This window comes from Staphylococcus hominis subsp. hominis, from assembly GCF_002901845.1.
Lineage (GTDB): Bacteria > Bacillota > Bacilli > Staphylococcales > Staphylococcaceae > Staphylococcus > Staphylococcus hominis.
In genome coordinates this window covers 682706-701449 of the sequence record NZ_PPQE01000025.1, presented here as the reverse complement: position 1 = coordinate 701449, position 18744 = coordinate 682706, and the positions used below count along the sequence as shown (strand labels likewise).

At 29.9% G+C, this 18744-nt stretch carries 17 protein-coding genes; 6 read left to right on the top strand and 11 right to left on the bottom strand.

The features are described 5' to 3' along the window. Positions 1-90 precede the first annotated feature (90 nt). The 5 genes from CD034_RS04965 to phoU all read left to right on the top strand — a co-directional run bounded on the left by CD034_RS04965 (position 91) and on the right by phoU (position 4751). Positions 91-1041 (top strand): PstS family phosphate ABC transporter substrate-binding protein, encoded by a 951-nt coding sequence (locus CD034_RS04965; protein WP_002449750.1) that lies wholly within the window; start codon positions 91-93, stop codon positions 1039-1041. A gap of 182 nt (positions 1042-1223) precedes the next feature. Further along, positions 1224-2150: a phosphate ABC transporter permease subunit PstC gene (pstC, locus tag CD034_RS04960; protein ID WP_002449801.1), complete on the top strand. Its 927-nt coding sequence runs from the start codon at positions 1224-1226 to the stop codon at positions 2148-2150. 1 nt (position 2151) lies between these two features. Beyond that, the gene (pstA, locus tag CD034_RS04955; protein WP_002449903.1) at positions 2152-3072 is read left to right on the top strand and encodes a phosphate ABC transporter permease PstA; all 921 of its coding nucleotides are present in this window, start codon (positions 2152-2154) and stop codon (positions 3070-3072) included. Between the two features lie 77 nt (positions 3073-3149). After that, positions 3150-4094: a phosphate ABC transporter ATP-binding protein PstB gene (gene pstB / locus CD034_RS04950; protein WP_049430864.1), complete on the top strand. Its 945-nt coding sequence runs from the start codon at positions 3150-3152 to the stop codon at positions 4092-4094. 6 nt (positions 4095-4100) lie between these two features. After that, complete coding sequence (gene phoU / locus CD034_RS04945) at positions 4101-4751, top strand: phosphate signaling complex protein PhoU (RefSeq protein WP_002449706.1); 651 nt, start codon at positions 4101-4103, stop codon at positions 4749-4751. Positions 4752-4850: 99 nt separating this feature from the next. On the opposite strand, the gene pepF is transcribed toward phoU, so the two are convergent. Beyond that, positions 4851-6659, bottom strand: a complete 1809-nt coding sequence (gene pepF / locus CD034_RS04940) for an oligoendopeptidase F (protein ID WP_002449848.1) — start codon at positions 6657-6659, stop codon at positions 4851-4853. A gap of 167 nt (positions 6660-6826) precedes the next feature. On the opposite strand from pepF, the gene CD034_RS04935 reads away from it, so the two are divergent. Beyond that, on the top strand, positions 6827-7171 hold the full coding sequence (locus CD034_RS04935; protein ID WP_002449774.1) for a hypothetical protein: 345 nt from the start codon (positions 6827-6829) through the stop codon (positions 7169-7171). Between the two features lie 78 nt (positions 7172-7249). Here CD034_RS04935 and CD034_RS04930 read toward each other — a convergent pair whose 3' ends face one another. The 10 genes from CD034_RS04930 to CD034_RS04885 form a co-directional block, all read right to left on the bottom strand. Next, positions 7250-8263, bottom strand: coding sequence for a siderophore ABC transporter substrate-binding protein (locus CD034_RS04930; protein WP_103288181.1), 1014 nt, complete (start codon positions 8261-8263; stop codon positions 7250-7252). A gap of 1202 nt (positions 8264-9465) precedes the next feature. Next, on the bottom strand, positions 9466-10725 hold the full coding sequence (locus CD034_RS04925; protein WP_002449855.1) for an aminoacyltransferase: 1260 nt from the start codon (positions 10723-10725) through the stop codon (positions 9466-9468). Positions 10726-10743: 18 nt separating this feature from the next. Beyond that, a complete protein-coding gene (locus CD034_RS04920) occupies positions 10744-12006 on the bottom strand; it encodes an aminoacyltransferase (protein WP_049336297.1) in 1263 nt (420 codons plus the stop codon). Between the two features lie 343 nt (positions 12007-12349). Beyond that, on the bottom strand, positions 12350-13084 hold the full coding sequence (trpA, locus tag CD034_RS04915) for a tryptophan synthase subunit alpha (RefSeq protein WP_049336298.1): 735 nt from the start codon (positions 13082-13084) through the stop codon (positions 12350-12352). Next, the gene (trpB, locus tag CD034_RS04910; RefSeq protein ID WP_002449727.1) at positions 13077-14291 is read right to left on the bottom strand and encodes a tryptophan synthase subunit beta; all 1215 of its coding nucleotides are present in this window, start codon (positions 14289-14291) and stop codon (positions 13077-13079) included. The genes trpA and trpB overlap by 8 nt, the downstream gene beginning before the upstream one ends. Beyond that, the gene (locus CD034_RS04905) at positions 14272-14922 is read right to left on the bottom strand and encodes a phosphoribosylanthranilate isomerase (protein ID WP_049430876.1); all 651 of its coding nucleotides are present in this window, start codon (positions 14920-14922) and stop codon (positions 14272-14274) included. Before CD034_RS04905 ends, trpB begins: the two co-directional genes overlap by 20 nt. After that, on the bottom strand, positions 14919-15698 hold the full coding sequence (gene trpC / locus CD034_RS04900; protein ID WP_103288180.1) for an indole-3-glycerol phosphate synthase TrpC: 780 nt from the start codon (positions 15696-15698) through the stop codon (positions 14919-14921). The genes CD034_RS04905 and trpC overlap by 4 nt, the downstream gene beginning before the upstream one ends. A 2-nt stretch (positions 15699-15700) precedes the next feature. Next, positions 15701-16705: an anthranilate phosphoribosyltransferase gene (gene trpD / locus CD034_RS04895; protein ID WP_049417590.1), complete on the bottom strand. Its 1005-nt coding sequence runs from the start codon at positions 16703-16705 to the stop codon at positions 15701-15703. Beyond that, positions 16650-17279, bottom strand: coding sequence for an anthranilate synthase component II (locus CD034_RS04890; RefSeq protein ID WP_002449807.1), 630 nt, complete (start codon positions 17277-17279; stop codon positions 16650-16652). The genes trpD and CD034_RS04890 overlap by 56 nt, the downstream gene beginning before the upstream one ends. Beyond that, a complete protein-coding gene (locus CD034_RS04885; RefSeq protein WP_002449722.1) occupies positions 17276-18685 on the bottom strand; it encodes an anthranilate synthase component I in 1410 nt (469 codons plus the stop codon). Before CD034_RS04885 ends, CD034_RS04890 begins: the two co-directional genes overlap by 4 nt. Positions 18686-18744 lie beyond the last annotated feature (59 nt).

Here is an 18744-nt window from a genome sequence, read left to right as displayed (position 1 = left end):
CTATTTTACATTAACAAAAAGTATGTAATATAAGCATTGTAAGAAATACATATAACATTTTGGGTTATCTATAATTAGGAGGATGTTTTAATGAAGAAATGGCAATTAGTTGGTACAACTGTTTTAGGTGCTACTGTTCTTTTAGGCGCATGTGGCGGTGGAAATAGTGGCGGCAGTGGTTCAGGAGATGGAAAAGACCTTGAAGGTTCTGCAAAAGGTGAAGGTTCATCTACTGTTGCTCCAATCGTTGAAAAATTAAATGAAAAATGGGCTAAAGATCATCCAAGCGCAACTATTTCATCTGGTCAAGCAGGTACTGGTGCTGGTTTTGAAAAATTCATCGCTGGTGAAACAGACTTCTCACAAGCTTCTAGACCTATCAAAGATGAAGAAAAACAAAAATTAGAAGACAAAAACATTAAATATAAAGAATTTAAAATTGCACAAGATGGTGTAACTGTTGCTGTTAATAAAGATAATGACTTTGTAAAAGAATTATCTAAAGATCAATTGAAAAAAATCTACAGTGGCGAAGCTAAAACTTGGAAAGATGTAGATTCTAGCTGGCCTAACAAAGAAATCAAAGCTTTCTCTCCAAACTCAAGTCATGGTACTTATGACTTCTGGGAAGAAGAAGTTATGGATAAACAAGATATCAAAGCTCAAAAAAATGGAGATACTAACGTTATCGTTCAATCAGTTGAGAAAAACAAAGAAAGTATTGGTTACTTCGGTTATAACTTCTATAAACAAAATAAAGATAAATTAAAAGAAGTTAAAATTAAAGGTGACGATGGTAAATCTGTAGAACCTACTAAAAAGACTATCCAAGATGGTTCTTATCCTTTAAGTAGACCATTATTCTTATATGTTAAAGAAAAATCATTAGAAGATAATGATGTTATGAGAGAATTCTTGAAATTCACTTTAGATGATAAAGGTAAATCAGCTGAAGATGCTGGATACGTTGCTTCACCAAGCAAAGTTTATAAAGATGAAATTAAAGAATTAGATAAATACAAAAAAGATTCTGACAAATAATAATCATTATTAATATAAAGGGCTGGGAATTAACAACTCATGTAAATGTTACATGAGTTGTTCAGGATATATACATGGGTGATTGTTAAAGTGTTTTAAATTAATTTGAACTCATTCGTTACCTGATAATTTCCTGCTCTTTTTTAAAATCTATTGGGAGAAATAAAAAGAGAGGGTTACATATGGCTTCTAACACTAATGTTAGAGAGATGATAGCTAAAAATAACGCTAAAAAAGGTGGATTTTCTGATAAAATCGTGCCAATTATTTTAGGAATTATTGCTGCCATCTCTATTTTAACAACTATCGGTATACTATTTACGTTAATCACTGAAACAATCACATTCTTTACACGTGTTTCAATTACTGAGTTTCTTTTTACTAAAGATTGGAGCCCTACAAGTTCTGATCCTAAATATGGTATTTGGGCTTTAATTCTTGGTACTTTAAAAATCACTTTCATTGGTACTTTAGTGGCTGTTCCTATCGGATTAGGGGCTGCAATCTACTTAAGTGAATATGCAAGCGATAAAGCAAGACGTATTATTAAACCTATTCTTGAAATCTTAGCTGGTATTCCAACTATCGTATTCGGTTTCTTTGCTTTAACTTTTGTAACACCTTTATTAAGAACATTTATACCTCAACTCGATAGTTTTAACTCTATCAGTCCTGGTATCGTAGTTGGAATAATGATTGTTCCAATTATTACAAGTATGAGTGAAGATGCAATGGCTTCTGTACCTAATAAAATGCGGGAAGGTGCTTTTGGTTTAGGTTCAACTAAATTTGAAGTGGCAACTAAAGTCGTATTACCAGCTGCCGCTTCTGGTGTAATTGCTTCAATTGTACTTGGTATTTCTCGTGCTATTGGTGAAACAATGATCGTATCATTAGCTGCAGGTAGTTCACCGACATCATCTTTAACATTAACAAGCTCTATTCAAACAATGACAGGTTATATTGTTGAAATTGCTACAGGTGATGCGACATTCGGTTCAGATATTTACTATAGTATTTATGCAGTTGGCTTCACATTATTCATTTTCACATTAATTATGAACTTAATTTCATACTGGATATCTAAGCGTTATAGAGAGGAGTATTAATATGACAGCAACGACTGATCCAAGAGCTAAAGGTTTAGTTGACAAAAATAAAGTCGAAAAAAATCTATCTAGTCGTGATAAAAAAAATAGTCTTAATAAATGGCTATTCTTTGCATGTATTGTATTTGCTTTAATCGTTCTTGCCGCACTACTGATTCAAACACTTGTAAAAGGTGTAGGACATTTAACACCTGAATTCTTTACAAGTTTCTCATCTTCAACACCATCACAAGCTGGGATTAAAGGCGCATTAGCTGGTACATTATGGTTAATGATTACTATTATCCCAATTTCTATTATCTTAGGTGTTGGTACAGCAATTTATCTTGAAGAATACGCACGCGATAATATGTTTACAAGTTTCGTTAAAATTTGTATTTCTAACTTAGCTGGTGTCCCTTCAATTGTATTTGGTTTATTAGGTTTAACATTATTTGTACGTGGCGCTGGTATTGAATCATTATCTTTAGGAAATACTGTTATCGCTGCTGCTTTAACAATGTCATTACTTATCTTACCGATTATTATCGTTTCAAGTCAGGAAGCGATTCGTGCCGTACCTAATTCTGTAAGAGAAGCATCTTATGGTCTAGGTGGAAATAAATGGCAAACAATTAGAAAAGTGGTTTTACCCGCTGCTTTACCTGGTATTTTAACGGGATTTATTTTATCACTTTCACGTGCATTAGGTGAAACAGCACCATTAATCTTAATCGGTATTCCGACTATTTTCTTAGCAGTACCATCTGGTTTATTCTCAATGTTTACTGCTTTACCAACTCAAATTTATACTTGGGCTAAAATGCCACAAGCTGAATTCCAAAACGTGGCATCAGCAGGTATTATCGTATTACTTGTTATCTTATTATTAATGAACGGTTTAGCAATTTTCTTACGTAATAAATTTTCTAGAAAATATTAAGCATTTTATTATTAAAGTTATTTGGGATAGAGAAAAAGGTTTCTGCTTTCTCTCTTAAAATAAAAGGAGTTTTATATATGGCAAAAATCAATGTAGATGAAAAGAAAAAGAACGTTGAACAACATACAAATGATGTTGTTGATCAACGCTCAAATCACACTCATCCAACAAACGACACACAACAACATAACGACAATCAGTCGCAAAAGACAACAATTGTAACAACTAATAATGAAAATAAAAAAGATATTAAACCTGACAGTGAAAGAAAAGTAGTTTATTCAACTCAAAATTTAGATTTATGGTATGGTGAAAATCATGCTTTACAAAATATCAATTTAGATATCTTAGAAAATAATGTCACTGCTATTATCGGACCTTCTGGCTGTGGTAAATCAACATATATTAAAACATTAAATCGTATGGTTGAATTAGTACCATCAGTTAAAACTGCGGGTAAAATTTTATACAGAGGACAAAATATTTTTGATAGCAACTATTCAAAAGAAAAACTAAGAACGAATGTAGGAATGGTATTCCAACAACCAAATCCGTTTCCTAAATCAATTTATGATAATATTACTTATGGTCCAAAAATCCATGGTATTAAAGATAAAAAATTACTTGATGAAATTGTTGAAAAGTCATTACGTGGTGCTGCAATTTGGGATGAATTAAAAGACAGATTACATACAAATGCGTATGGATTATCAGGGGGACAACAACAACGTGTCTGTATTGCTAGATGTTTAGCAATTGAACCAGATGTTATTTTAATGGATGAACCTACGTCTGCATTAGATCCTATCTCTACTTTAAGAGTTGAAGAACTGGTTCAAGAATTAAAAGAAAATTATTCTATCATTATGGTTACACACAACATGCAACAAGCTGCACGTGTTTCTGATAAAACAGCATTCTTCCTTAATGGTTATGTAAATGAATATGACGATACTGATAAAATCTTCTCTAATCCTTCAGACAAACAAACAGAAGATTATATTTCTGGTCGTTTCGGTTAATGCTTAATGAAAATTATTAGACAAAAATATGAAGGCCAATTGGACGATTTAATTAAAGAACTTCGTCGTCTTGGTCTTCGTGTTTATTCAAATGTTAACAATGCTATTGAATCATTGAGTGAAGATGATAGAAACTTTGCTAGACACGTCATTGAAAAAGATAAAGAAATTAACAAATTTGATTATGACATTAACGAACAAGTAATCATGTTAATTACGAAACAACAACCCATTGCTACTGATTTAAGAATGATGATAGCAGCTTTAAAAATTTCTACTGATTTTGAAAGAATGGGGGATAATGCTGCAAATATCGCTCATATTCGACTAAGAGTAAAAATTACAGATCATTATGTCTTAACACGTTTAAAAACAATGGGTAAACTTGCATTATTAATGTTAGAAGACTTAAATACTGCTGTTAAAAATGAAGATTTAACATTGATTAAAGAAATTATCGAACGTGATAAAGATATTGACGATTTATACGTGAATATTGTTAACACAACTTATCTAATTGATAATGATCCGTTTGTAGCTGGACAAGCTCATTTAGCTGCACGTAACTTAGAAAGAGTAGGGGATCATGTAAGAAATATAGCAGAAAGTGTTTATTATTACTTTACTGGTGAACATTTTGATAAATATGATCGTTAAACTACTTTATAGTTGATAGTTTTATTCAAACTAAAAAAATCAAAGTAAAGGAGTGAGACACTATTCATTTTGAATAGTGTCTCACTCCTTTATAATACATTAATTATGTTCGATTTCATTTGTAAGTATTTCTACTTCATCTACTAATTCTGAAATATACGCAATAGTAGATTTAAGTGGGGCATTTGTTGTTATATCAACGCCTGCTACTTTTGCAAGTTCAACTGGATTTTTACTTCCTCCAGCTTTTAACGTTTCTAACCATGCATCGACTGCTTTTTGTCCTTCTTTTTTAATTTTTTGAGAGACCACTGTGCCAATAGTTAATCCAGCTGAATACGTATATGAATATAATCCCATATAATAATGTGGTTGTCTCATCCAAGTTAATTCCATTCCATCAGTAAGTTCAACCGCATCACCAAAGAATTGTTCATAAACGTTTCTCATTAACTTATTAAGAACCGGTGCTGTTAAAGATTCACCGTTATCAACTTTTTTATATACTTCTCTTTGATATGCTGCTTCTAGTAAATGCGTGACCATATTATGATAATATGTGCGAGATATAATTGAGCCAATCACCCATCGTTTAAAACGAGCATCATTACTATTACTAAATAAGTAGTTTGCCATCAGCATTTCATTCATTGTAGAAGGCGCTTCTACAAAATACATAGATGCTTCTGAATCTAATAAATGTTGATGTTTTTGTGACAATGTAAAATGACCAGCGTGACCCAATTCATGCGCTAATACGAAGGTTTCTGCCATTTTACCTGTCCATGAAATAAATACATATGAATGCGTAAAATAAGGACTAGCACAATACGCGCCAGTATCTTTACCTTTATTTTGAGCAAAATCAATCCATTGATGATTATAAGCATTATCAACCATTTTAATATAGTCATCGCCTAAAACACCTAAAGCACCGTGAATATATTGTTTTGAGTCTTCTATTGAAATATCTGGTTCATAACTTGGATCAACTGATATTTTTAAATCTTCAAATCGCATTTTATCTAAGTTATGAATTCTTTGCAGTATTTTGGCATATTTTTGCATCACAGGTGCTAAATCACTCATGATGACATCAATTTGTCTATCATACATTTCACGTGTAACTTCTTGTTCTTGTAGTAAATAATCTATAACAGAATCATAGCCTCTTAAATTAGCCTCAATTTTTTCTTGTTGCACATGTTGATTATATGTTGCAGCTGTTGTGTGTTGATATTTACGTAATGCATTACTAAAAGCTTCGAAACTTTTACGTCTAAACTCTGGATCTGAACTGTCTTCATATTCGTTTTCAAAAGTTGCATAATCTAAAGGATACGTTTCATGATTATGTTCAAACGATTCAAACGCAATATCAAGCATTTTAGTTGTTCCATAGAGTTCATAAGCACTTTGAAAAGTAGGTGACAAACTAGCAAGCACTTCTTCAACTTCTGAAGATAATTGATAAGGTTTACGTTTTATTAATTTTTCTAGATAATGAGGACTATTGAACTGTTCTTTTAGCTCTTTTAATTTATCATCAGAGAGTATCATTATTTCAGATTCAACAAATGATAATAAACTAGATATCTTACCATAAGATGTTGATAGTTTGGCATTTAACGTTTGCGCTAATTCATTTGTAGTATCGACACTTAATCTAAGTTCAGCATAATTACCTAATCGATCAAATTGTATAAGTAAGTCTTCATATTCTTTAAGCGCATCTAGAATAATTTTAGTTTCTGATAAATTATTTTTATATTTTCGATTAAATTGATCGGATTTCTCTAATACATCATTTAAAGTATTATAAAATGCTTCATCATTCGTAAATAAATCTTCTAAATTCCATTTTTCATTATCTGGAACATGTTTTCTGAGTGGTAAGCCTGTGTTCATTTTATTCACTCCTAAATAGTTAGTCTCATATATATTATACATAATATTATTTGTAAACTCAGTTTTAAGCCTTTAGTCTGAGTCATTTTAATAATTAAGAAGGTATAATTATTTATAAAAGTATTGTATATTACATATTATAAAATATAAAAGTTGAGGCGTTTTTTATGACGATATTTGATATGCCAAATTATCTTTGGATTACAATCGTAGCAATGATGATATTAACTGTCTTTTGTACATTGGTACTGAAAAAATGGTTTTCAGCAACAGTAATTACCTTCGTTGTTTTAGCAATATTAGCTTTCTTTATTCCTAATTTTTATAATATAACGTTCCAGCCTTTATTAGGCTATGCGGCTTTTCTTGCCATTATAAGTTTAATGATTAGTTTCCTTTTATGGTATTTTACAAGAGGATGGCGCCGAGAACGTAAAGAAAAGCAATTGGAAAAAGAGATGAAAAAATATGATCACGACGAGTACATGTATCGCCGTCGTGATAGAAGATAAATATAAGGGAGTAGGATAGAATTCATTTTGAATTCGTTATCCCACTCCTATTTATATTATTAATGGTGTATAACATGATTATTTTTTAAAGGCTTTTTTAATTTTATTTAATTGATGAATAGTTGTTTCAATACCACCTTCACTAAAATACCAAGCGTTAGCTTCAAATTGATATACTTGGTGATTTTTTATTGCTTTCATATCTTTTATCACTTTATTATTTAAAGCAGAAGGTAACGTTTTGTCATCCGCATTTTTAGTTCGATTAATTACAAACAATTTATTAGGATTAATTTTATTTAAATACTCATTAGTAACTATATTACCAGCTGAATTTGCTTTCATTTTAGGATCAGCGTGATTAATTCCTAAATCTTTATTTAAGAAGCCCCCGAATCTACCAGTTGGTCCGAAGACACTAATGCCTTTATCATCAACATTTAAAAGTAATACGGTATCATTATTCATTACTTTTTTAGTCTCTTTCACTTCTTCACTTAATTTATGATTAAGCGCTTTTGCTTTTTCTTCTTTTTTGAAAATTTTACCAAACAATGTCGTATGTTCTTTAATTGATGAAATATAATGATCATTATCGGGACTAACAAATAAAATTTTAGCATTAGGCGCCGCTTTTTTCATTTCATCTATTGTTTTTGTATGTGCTTGTCTAAATGAAGCAAAGATAACATTAGGCTTTGATTTAGCTAATTCATCATAATTAGGTCTTCCAGGATTGCCTAGATTTGTATATTTACTGTTTTTAAATTCCGAAAGGGAAGAAGGTAAGAATGAAGCACCTTGTCCTTTAGCAATAGAAACTATTTTATCTTGAAGTCCCATTTGTTGCATAATATCTAACGCGCCATAATCTAGTACTGCTACACGTTTTGGATTAACTGGTACTTTAACTGTTTCTGTTTTATTTTTGCCTCTACTATGTGTATGATTCTTATCCTTAAATTCATATGTATTTTTTACTGTAATGGTATTTTTACTAGATGAAGAATTTGAATCCGATTGCTTATTACATGCTGATAAAATTAAAATAACTGATAAAATTAATAGAATATATTTAAATAATTTTTGCATTTTCTTACCTCCTAGAGAACATTATAATAGAAAATGATAATCATTATCAATTAAATATTTACGTTTTATAACATTATTTTACCTAAAATATTACATATTCCTTTTATATTAGTAGTGATTTCTTTAATACATGTATTAGACTTAAAATAAGTGATCTTATTGATTATTCGATAATTTTAAAAGGAGTATATTGCTCATAATATTGGAAAGGTATATTTAATAAAATCGTCTTAATAAACGATAATCAAAATTATAAGAATGGATCATTTTTTATGATATAAAAGTCATTCTTTGAAATAATTGTTATTATAAATCATGGTCCATTATCATCGATAGACCGTAAATTGATAAGGTAGAACAGGTAATAAATTATTTATCTGCAAAAATAATTTGATATCTTACATTATGTAAACTAAATAAGCATTCAATAATTGATTCATTATCAAAATATATTGTGTCATAAATACCAACACTAGATTCATATTAGTATTTTCTACGTTATATATAACGTAGTTGATTTTTATTATAACAAATTATAACTAAGTCAATCGTTTTAGATAGATCAATGTTAACCAAAGAATGATAACTAAAATGTATCATTAAAGTGTCATTAAAATAGAATAGGTCCCCTAATTGTTATACACATAACTTCCTATAATATATATTATGTAAACTAAATTGTTGAAATCTGTATTTTTATATGAATATCTTCAATTTAAGCTTTTTAACAAAATACAGATATTTAAAGTTTTAATATATTCCTTAACTCATTTACATATGCCCATGCATTCTAATTTTATGAGTATTTATTTAAAGTTATTATTTTTCTACAGTTCGGTAATCAATATCTAAAGTATTGAATCATGGTTGTCGACATTACGATTCATACAATCATTCTTAATTATTTGATAAATCAATCAAAGCGGAATGATTTCTATTAGATTAGTTATTTGATGATATAATAGCTATGTATTTATCATTTGAATTATAAAAAGATATAAAATTCATTTTTTATAAAATATCAAAAACAAATTTATTTTGGTGTATCATTGATAAAAATGATTGATATGCTATTATTAATTTGTAGGATGCAACTTGTATTTACAACTTAGAATTTACCTACACTATTTATAATTAGTCTCTATCACTAATTATAAAAAAGCATACTGGCAAGATTGCCAATATGCTTTTTATTCTAATTGTTATTTTTTAATCTTCTTACGTATACGATTCAATGTTTTAAATAGCCAATATTTAGGTTTATTAATTGGTTTATAGAAGTCTCCAATTAACTCCTCGATATACACATTAAACCCTCTTTTAAAGCGATAAACACCATAATCTTCACTATTTTCAGTAAAATCACCAGATAAACCGTAAAAATTATATCGATCATATCCATGGTCAAAGCAATAATTCATCATAAACCAATGCATCATGTATGGTCCCATATAATTATTGTATTTTTCTGATGAGCCACCTGAGAAATAGTTTACTTCATAAGCATTTGCAAAGTATACTCCAGAAGCTAAGTTTAAAATTTGTCCATCAGTTTGACGTAATTCACTTGCATGTAAGAGCTCTTTTTGGTCATGTTCTATTTGTTTATCTAATTCAGCAATTTTTTTCAGCTGTTTGTCACTTTTATTGTCTTTAGACATCATTTGATCACGACGCGTTTCTTTATCATTTAAAGAGGTTTGCAATGATTTAATATAGTCATCTAAATCAATATATGCTAATGGCACTAATGCTTTATCGCCGTATGTATCTATAAAATTATAAAAATATTCATCTGTTTTTGAAACAAAACCGGTACGTGCTTCTGTTTCACGATACAAGTCTAAGAAAATGTTTAGTTCATCTCTTTTAAGAAATCTTACTTTTACTCCATAGTTTATCGCTTTATTTATATTTCTTTTACGTTGACTATCAAACTGCTTTTTCAATGATGCAGGTGTTTCACCTTTTAGATAATTTACACCCATCCATCTCACTTGACTAGAGCGATCATATTTCGTAGTGAAACCATGATGTTCGTAACCATGTGATTTAAATAAATTAACTAAAGCATCATTTTTTTCGTGACCTTCAACCGGATTGATATCTTTATCATAAATTTGATAAATCCAATATGGATCAAGTTTTACATATAAACATTGATGTTGGTGTAGGTATTTTTCTAATTCTCTTAGGTAAAAATCAACAAGACCTAAATCGGAATAATCCATCACCGGTCCACGATTTGAATAGTATACATAACTTCCCATAGTTGGAATTTTTGAGAAAAGACTTGCAGCAATCACTTTATTACTTTCATCTTTTACGCCTAATAACACAACTTCAAATCCGTCATTTTCTCTAGTTTTTATATTTTCAGTAACTTGAAAGTAATGACTCTCTAATGATGGATTTTGTACGAAGGTTTCATATTCTTTAACTGTTAACTCTGTAAATTTCATATTCGCACTATCCCCCTCTTAATTCAATCTTTTTTTAATTTTTTTAAGTGTTGTATATAGTGAATACATTGGTTTATTTATAGGTTTAACGAAATCACCAACATATTCAATTACATCTGCATTAAATCCTTTTTTAAATTTTACAACACCTGCATCTTCAGCATCATCTGTAAAATGACCACTAATCCCATAAAAATTATAACGGTCAATGCCATGATCAATTGCATAATTAATCATAGTCCATTGAACTGCATAACTTCCAGCGAAGTGTCTATATTTATTTGACGTTCCACCTGCATAATATACAACTTCAAATGGATTAATAAAGAAGAATCCAGCAGATATTGGTAATTCGTTACCATGTTCTAATTGAAGTTGTGTTGCTTCATCAATTTTTTGCTCATTTGCTTTTAATTGCTGTTCTAAATTTATTTTTTTATTTTGTGCTTTTTTGTTATCTGGTCGTTTTTCAATATCTTTTAGAGCTTTGTTTAAGTCTTTATTTAATGTCTGACGTTCTGCATGAAGTTCTTCAAGATATTCATCAAATTTTATATATGCGAGAGGTACTAATACTCTATCTTTAAAATGATCAAATCGATTATAGTAAAAACTATCCTCTCTATCAGAAAATTCTTTAGTCTCTGATGTATCTTCCATAAATGATCTGAAAATAGGTAATTCTTCTTTAGTAAGAAATCTTACTTTAACACCATTTTTTTGGACTTTTTTAGTATTTCTTTTTCGTAAACTATCCATTCCATTTAATACATCTTTAGCAGTTTTATCCTTTAAATTTAAAACTGAATGGAACCGAATTTGTAATATTGGATCAAATCCTGTTGTAAACCCTTCGTGTTGATATCCTAATTGTTTCATTTTATCGAAGAACCAATCATTCCCAGCATTTCCTGTAATATCACCATCATGATTACGATATTGATAAGGCAAATAAGGGTCTATACGTACATATAAACAATGTTGTTGTTTTAAATATTTACTTAATTCGTTAAAGAAAAAGTGAACGAGTTCTTTGTTTTCATAATCAATGACTGGACCACGATTTGAATAAAAATATTTAAAAATTTTCATAACGGGTACAGCAGTTAGCATACAAGCAGCAATGACTTCATTATCTTTATTTTTAATTCCTACTAAATGAGTTTCAGTTTTCTCAGCAACTTTTAACTCATAATTTTCAGTCATCTGTGTAAAATGGCTATATGGCATTTTTTCAGTAAAATCGCCAAATTCTGTAGCTGTTAAATTTGTAAACTTCATTATCTCTATAACTCCTAATTTAGAATCTTTATTTAATTTGAGTTGACTAATTTTAAAATTTTAGCTTATGTATATGTTGTGAATACGCATCGGTCTAATCTCAATAAGTATACACTAGATAAGGTTAAAACTAAAATATAAACCTGTATACACTTCCAATTAACCTAAATGCGCTTAAATTCTTGGCTTCTATCTTCTCCAAATAATAAGAGCTGAAAAAGAATGATTTTCAGCTCTTAAATTCATATCTAATTTCATTTTAAATCAATTAATACTACATTGCTACTAATTCTTAAGTATTTCATGCTATGAATACTTTAAATAGCTTTTATTTTATACTATGCTAATAGTTATTTAAAATTTGTCTAATCTCCCTTAAGTATTCTCCTGTTTGATTTAAGTCATCATTTTCAAATCTTCGAACGATTTCACTTCCAATAACAACACCATCTACATCTTTTACCAAATCTTTTATATGGTCTGTAGTTCTTATTCCAAATCCTGCTACAACTGGAAGAGCTGTAAAAGATTTAATCATTTTTATCTGGTCTTTAAGCTTTGGATGAAACGTTCCATCTTCTCCTGTAGTAGCATTCATCGTTACAGTATAGATAAATCCTTCAGCATGTTTTGCTATATTTTGTATACGATTTGTATCTGCCGTCATTGCTATTAATGAAATTATTTTTACTACTCTATTATCATTTAATTGTTGTTTTAATTGTTCTATTAATTCAAATGGTAAGTCTGGAATAATTACTCCATAAACACCAATATCATCGCATTTTTTAAAAAAGGCTTTTTCTCCATAACTTAAAATAACATTATAGTATGTCATTAGGACATATTTACAATTAATTTCGTTTTGATGTTTATCTAACTCATCAAATATATAGTCGATTGTTATATGATTTTGAAGTGCTTCATGACCAGCTTTCATAATGATAGGTCCATCAGCTACAGGATCTGAAAATGGAATACCAATTTCTATCATATCTGCTCCACTTTTATCAAGTAATTTTACATTTTCTAAAAATTGTCTATTACCCATGATATAAGGAATAAATAATTTACTCATTTTTATCCTCCTTTCTTTGTTGGATATATTGTTGAATCGTTTCCATATCTTTATCTCCACGTCCAGATATTGTCACTACTAATATATCGTTTTGTTTCATTTGAGGTGCTAATTTTTCTACATAACTTAATGCATGTGCACTTTCTATAGCGGGGATAATACCTTCTATTTTGGTGAAGCGGACAAGTGCTTCCATTGCTTCTTCATCGCTAGCACATTCATAGGTTACTCTTCCAATATCATGATAATATGAATGTTCAGGTCCAATACCTGGGTAATCTAATCCTGCTGAAATAGAATGTGCCAATTCAATTTGTCCATGTTCATCTTGGATTAAATACATTTTTGATCCATGAAGCACACCAGCCTTTCCTTTCCCTATCGCAAGTGCATGTTGATTAGTATCCTTACCTCTGCCAGCTGCCTCCACCCCGTATAATTTCACATTATCTTTGATAAAAGGATAAAATGTTCCTATTGCATTAGAGCCTCCTCCTACACAAGCAACTACTGCATCTGGCAAACGATGTTCCTTCTCTAATAGTTGTGATTTTATTTCTTGACCAATTACACTCTGAAAATCTCTAACCATTGTTGGAAATGGATCCGGTCCTAAAGCTGATCCTAATAGATAATGTGTATCTTCTACGTGACTTACCCAATACTGTAGCGCTTTATTAACTGCGTCAGATAAAGTTCCTTGACCTTCATCCACAGCTTCAACTTTAGCTCCTAATAATTCCATTCTAAATACATTCAGTTGTTGCCTTTTGATGTCTTCTCTTCCCATAAAAACAATCAATTCCATATCAAATAATGCAGCCACTGTGGCACTTGCAACTCCGTGTTGTCCAGCTCCCGTTTCTGCAACAAGTTTATGTTTACCCATTCGTTTAGCGAGCAATGCTTGACCTATGGCATTATTGATTTTATGGGCACCAGTATGATTTAAATCTTCTCTTTTTAAATAAATTTTAGCCCCACCTAATGTTTCTGTGTATGATTTCGCATAAGTCAATGGTGTTTCTCTCCCAACATAATCCTTTAAATAATATGCTATCTCTTGTTGGAATTTAGGATCACTTTTGGCTTTTTTATACGCTCTCTTTAATTCAATGATAGCTGGCATTAATGTTTCCGGTACATATTGTCCTCCGTACTCACCAAAAAAACCTAGTTCATTTGCTTCAGTTTGTATCTGTTTCATATTCTAAGCTCCTTTTAACGTAATTTATAATTGTTTCCATTTTCAATTTATCCTTGCATTCATTTGTCTCTATACCACTGGATATATCATAGCCTTTATGTGATAAATCTAGCTTTTCAATCTGTTGAATAGCATTTATGTTTATTCCTCCTGCAATAAGATAAGGAATGTCTTGGCTTACTGATTCTAATATTTTCCAATTAAACGTTTGACCCGTACCACCCAATTGAATTGAAGGAGTATCAATAATAAATAAATCCACCCATGGCTTATATTGATTAATATCTCTATTCAAATTTTCTGTAGCCGGCAACGCTTTAATTATCTTAATATTCTTAAAATTCAATTTAACTTTTTGGATTAATTCAATTGCTTCATTACCATGAAATTGAATGGCATTCACATTGGTTTGTTGCAACAATGTATTTAATTCTTTATATGTAGGATTCACAACAACTATAACTCGATGAATGTGCTTTGCTACAAATTGATTTAAATAGTTAATTTGTTCTATATTTAAATGACGTTTACTTTTTGGATAATGAATAAAACCTATCATGTCTATGTCTAAGGAATTGACTTTTAAAATATCACTTTTTGTTTTAAAACCACAAAATTTTAGTATATTCATTTCTCTTTATTTAGTTTTAATGAAGGTAATAACGATGATATATTATTACTATTCATTAAAGCTCCTCCCACAAGTAACCCGTCTATTCCACTACTTACAATTTTTTTTACATCATTTAAAGTTGTAATACCACTTTCAGAAATATAGTAATAACCTTCTTTTTTCATTTCCAAAATGTCATTAGTATGTTCTACTTTAGTAATAAATGTTTTTAAATCTCTATTATTTACTCCAATGATTTTAGGTTTAATTTGATATGCGCGTTCTAACTCTTCTTTGTTATGGACTTCAACTAAGACTTCTAAGTTTTGAGACATTGCATAATGATATAAAGACTGAAGTGTATCATTGTTTAAAATATTTACTATTAATAAAATAATAGAAGCTCCAGCTCTCTTAGCAAGATCAATTTGAAGCGGATCAATGATAAAATCCTTACATAATACTGGTAAATGTGTGAGTTGTGTTAACGTTTGTAGACGTTCAAAACTTCCTCCAAAATATTTTTCATCGGTTAAAATTGAAATAGCATTTGCTCCATGATTTTCATATTTAGCAATTTGATGCTCTAAGTTAATGTCCTTGAATGCTTTTACAGAAGGACTTTTAGATTTTATTTCTGCAATAATACTCAATGTTGATTCTCTTTTCAAAGTGGTTTCTAGAGCTGACTTATAAGATACATCAACTTTTTTAATATGTTTTATTTTATCAGTATAATACCCATCACTTAGTAATTGTTTTTTATACTGTACAATCTCATCTAATATTGTCACTTTTATTCCCCTTTCATCAACTGATATTGTTTTAAGGCTTTGCCACTATCAATTAAATCTTTTGCTAAATCAACGCCCTTTTTAATACTATCCACTCTATTTGATATATATAAGGCTAATGCTGCATTCAGCACTACGACATTTCTTTTAGGGGAATGATCTTTTCCACTTAATATATCAATGGTAATGTTTTTATTTTCTTCAGGTGTACCACCTTGAAGTTCTATATTATTCGCATTAGCAATGCCGTAATCTCGTGCATTTAAAACATAATGTGAAATAGTTCCATCTTCATGCAATTCATATATTTCGTTATCCCCAGATAACGTTGCTTCATCCATTCTATTCGCGCCATGAAGTACGATACCTCTTCGTCGTCCTAAATCTTTCATAGTTTTAATAATCATGGATAATTGGGAAGCATCGTATACCCCCATTACTTGATAATCTAATTTAAAAGGATTGATTAATGGTCCGACAATATTGAAAATAGTTGGTTCATGAATGAGTTTTCTAATAGGTTGAATATATTTCATAATTGGATAAGATTCCATAGCACTGATAAATGCTAAATGCGTTTTAGATACTTGTTTGGCTACATTCGCTACTTTCGTAGTAGGAATGTGTAATTGTTGTAATAAATCGGTACTTCCAGAATTAGATGTAATGCTTTTATTTCCATGTTTAATGACTGGAACATCTGCACTTGCTACTACAAATGATACTGTCGTTGAAATATTGAAACTATTTGATTTATCTCCTCCTGTTCCACAAACACATATACTTCCTTTGTATTCAGGTTGAGTTGAATACATCGTATGAATAAGACTTTTCACTATATAAGTTAATTCTTTTTGTTGTATCGACTTATTTGTGAAAGCTTGTAATAACTTTACTTTATCTTGAGTATGACATTCTGGATTGATGAGATATTGAATAAATTCAGTAGTTTCATGTTGTGAGAGTGTTACATGGCTTTGAATTTGGTTGAGTAATGTTAAGGTCATCATATTTACCTCTTTCCTTTACGATATCGATAAAATTTTTAATTATTTGTTGTCCTTGGTCTGTTGCAAACGACTCGGGATGATATTGAATACCAAAATGTAATCCATTTTTTGTTTCATAAGATTGAATGCAATCTTTTGTTCTTCCAGTAATTATTAATTGTGATGGAAAAGAGATTTCATCACTTATTAATGAATGGTAACGCATTATATTAAATTGATTTGCTAAGTTGTTATATAATTTAGTTTGTTGAATAACTGTTAATATATCGACTTTACCATGCATGACTTTTTCACCTTGAATAACATGGCCACCGTAATAGCATGTTATTGCTTGTGCACCTAAACATACGCCCAATATCGGTAAAGATTTATACCTTTCAATAATATTTAATAGATGGTTACTATCTAAAGGATGACCAGGTCCTGGAGATATGATGAGACCATCACTTTGGTTAACGTAATTAAGCACATCTTTATCATCTGGATATTTAACAATGACGTCGTCTAATTGACTTACTATATCAACTAAGTTATATGTAAATGAGTCATAATTATCAATGATTAAAATCATGGTGTTACCTCCAATAAACTTTTTGCTTTTAATAATGTTTCTTCTAATTCTTTTTCTGGTACTGAATCATAAACCACCCCACATCCTGCTTCGACTTTCACGGTAGTATCATCGATTAACATTGTTCTTATTGCTAAGGCAAAATCTAAATTCTGATTGCAATTAATGTAGCCTACACCACCACTATATAGGCCACGTTTATATGGATATGTCTCATATATACGCCTAATTGCTCTAAGTTTTGGAGCTCCTGAAACAGTTCCTGTAGGTAATAAATTAGCAATTACTGTCATAGGAGATAATTCTCGCTTAATCTCACCTCTTACTTCGCTTACAATATGCATGACATGTTCATATTTTTCAATTTTCATTAATTTTGTAATTTTTGAACTACCGGTTCTACTGACTCTATGTATATCATTTCTGCCTAGATCAACAAGCATTCGATGTTCGCTTAATTCCTTTTCATCACTCAATAATTGCTCTGCATTTTGCTTATCTTCTTTTATGGTTTTACCTCTTTTAATTGTTCCAGCGATTGGATTCGTAATGACCGTCCCATCTTGTACAGCTACAAAACTCTCTGGAGAACTGCCTATAATAATTTGTGTAGTCATATTAATATAGTACATATATGGACTTGGATTACGTCTTTTTAAGTTTTGGTATAATTGATAACTTAATTGTAATGTATTATTTTTAAAATAATGATTGTAGCTATATATTCTAGATGGTACAACTTGAAACATATCGCCTTCTTTTATAAGTTCTTTCAATTGTTTTATAGTATTTATAAATTCATCATCTGATACATTTGGCATGATATTTGAAGGCGTAGGAGGATGAATATAATCATCTGTATAAGCTTTAATTTGAGATAGTGCCTTTACTCTATTTTTTACTCTTTCTTCTAAATCTTTCTGTTCTACTTCTGAGAATTGATTTGTAGCAATAACATATAATTCATCTTTATAATGATCAAATACATATACATCTTCTATCATGTGAAATTCAATATCATTGCTGTCCTTAATTTCTTGTATAGATTGCTGTTTTAACATTGGAAATTCATGTCTTATTAAGTCAAAACTACATGTACCAATAAAGCCAGATACAAATGGTAAATGTTTTAATTTTTCATCTGTAATCTGAATATTAAATTGATTGATATAATCTTTTAAGTATTCATAAGACTTTTCAGTAATTTCAATATTTTGTTTTTTTGTTTTTATCGTTAGTAAGTCGTTGTTTAACACAACAGAACCATAGCTTTCGAATGCTACAATAGAATATCTACCTTTAACTTGTTTTTGACTGGTACTTTCTAAAATAATTTTATTTTTCTTTAACTTTCCTAATACTTCGGGTGTAATATTAGCTCTAAGTATTTCATAATATATTTTCATTAAGCTTTAGTCCTTTCTCAAAAAAATATCAGCATCCTTATTTAAAAGGACGCTGACGC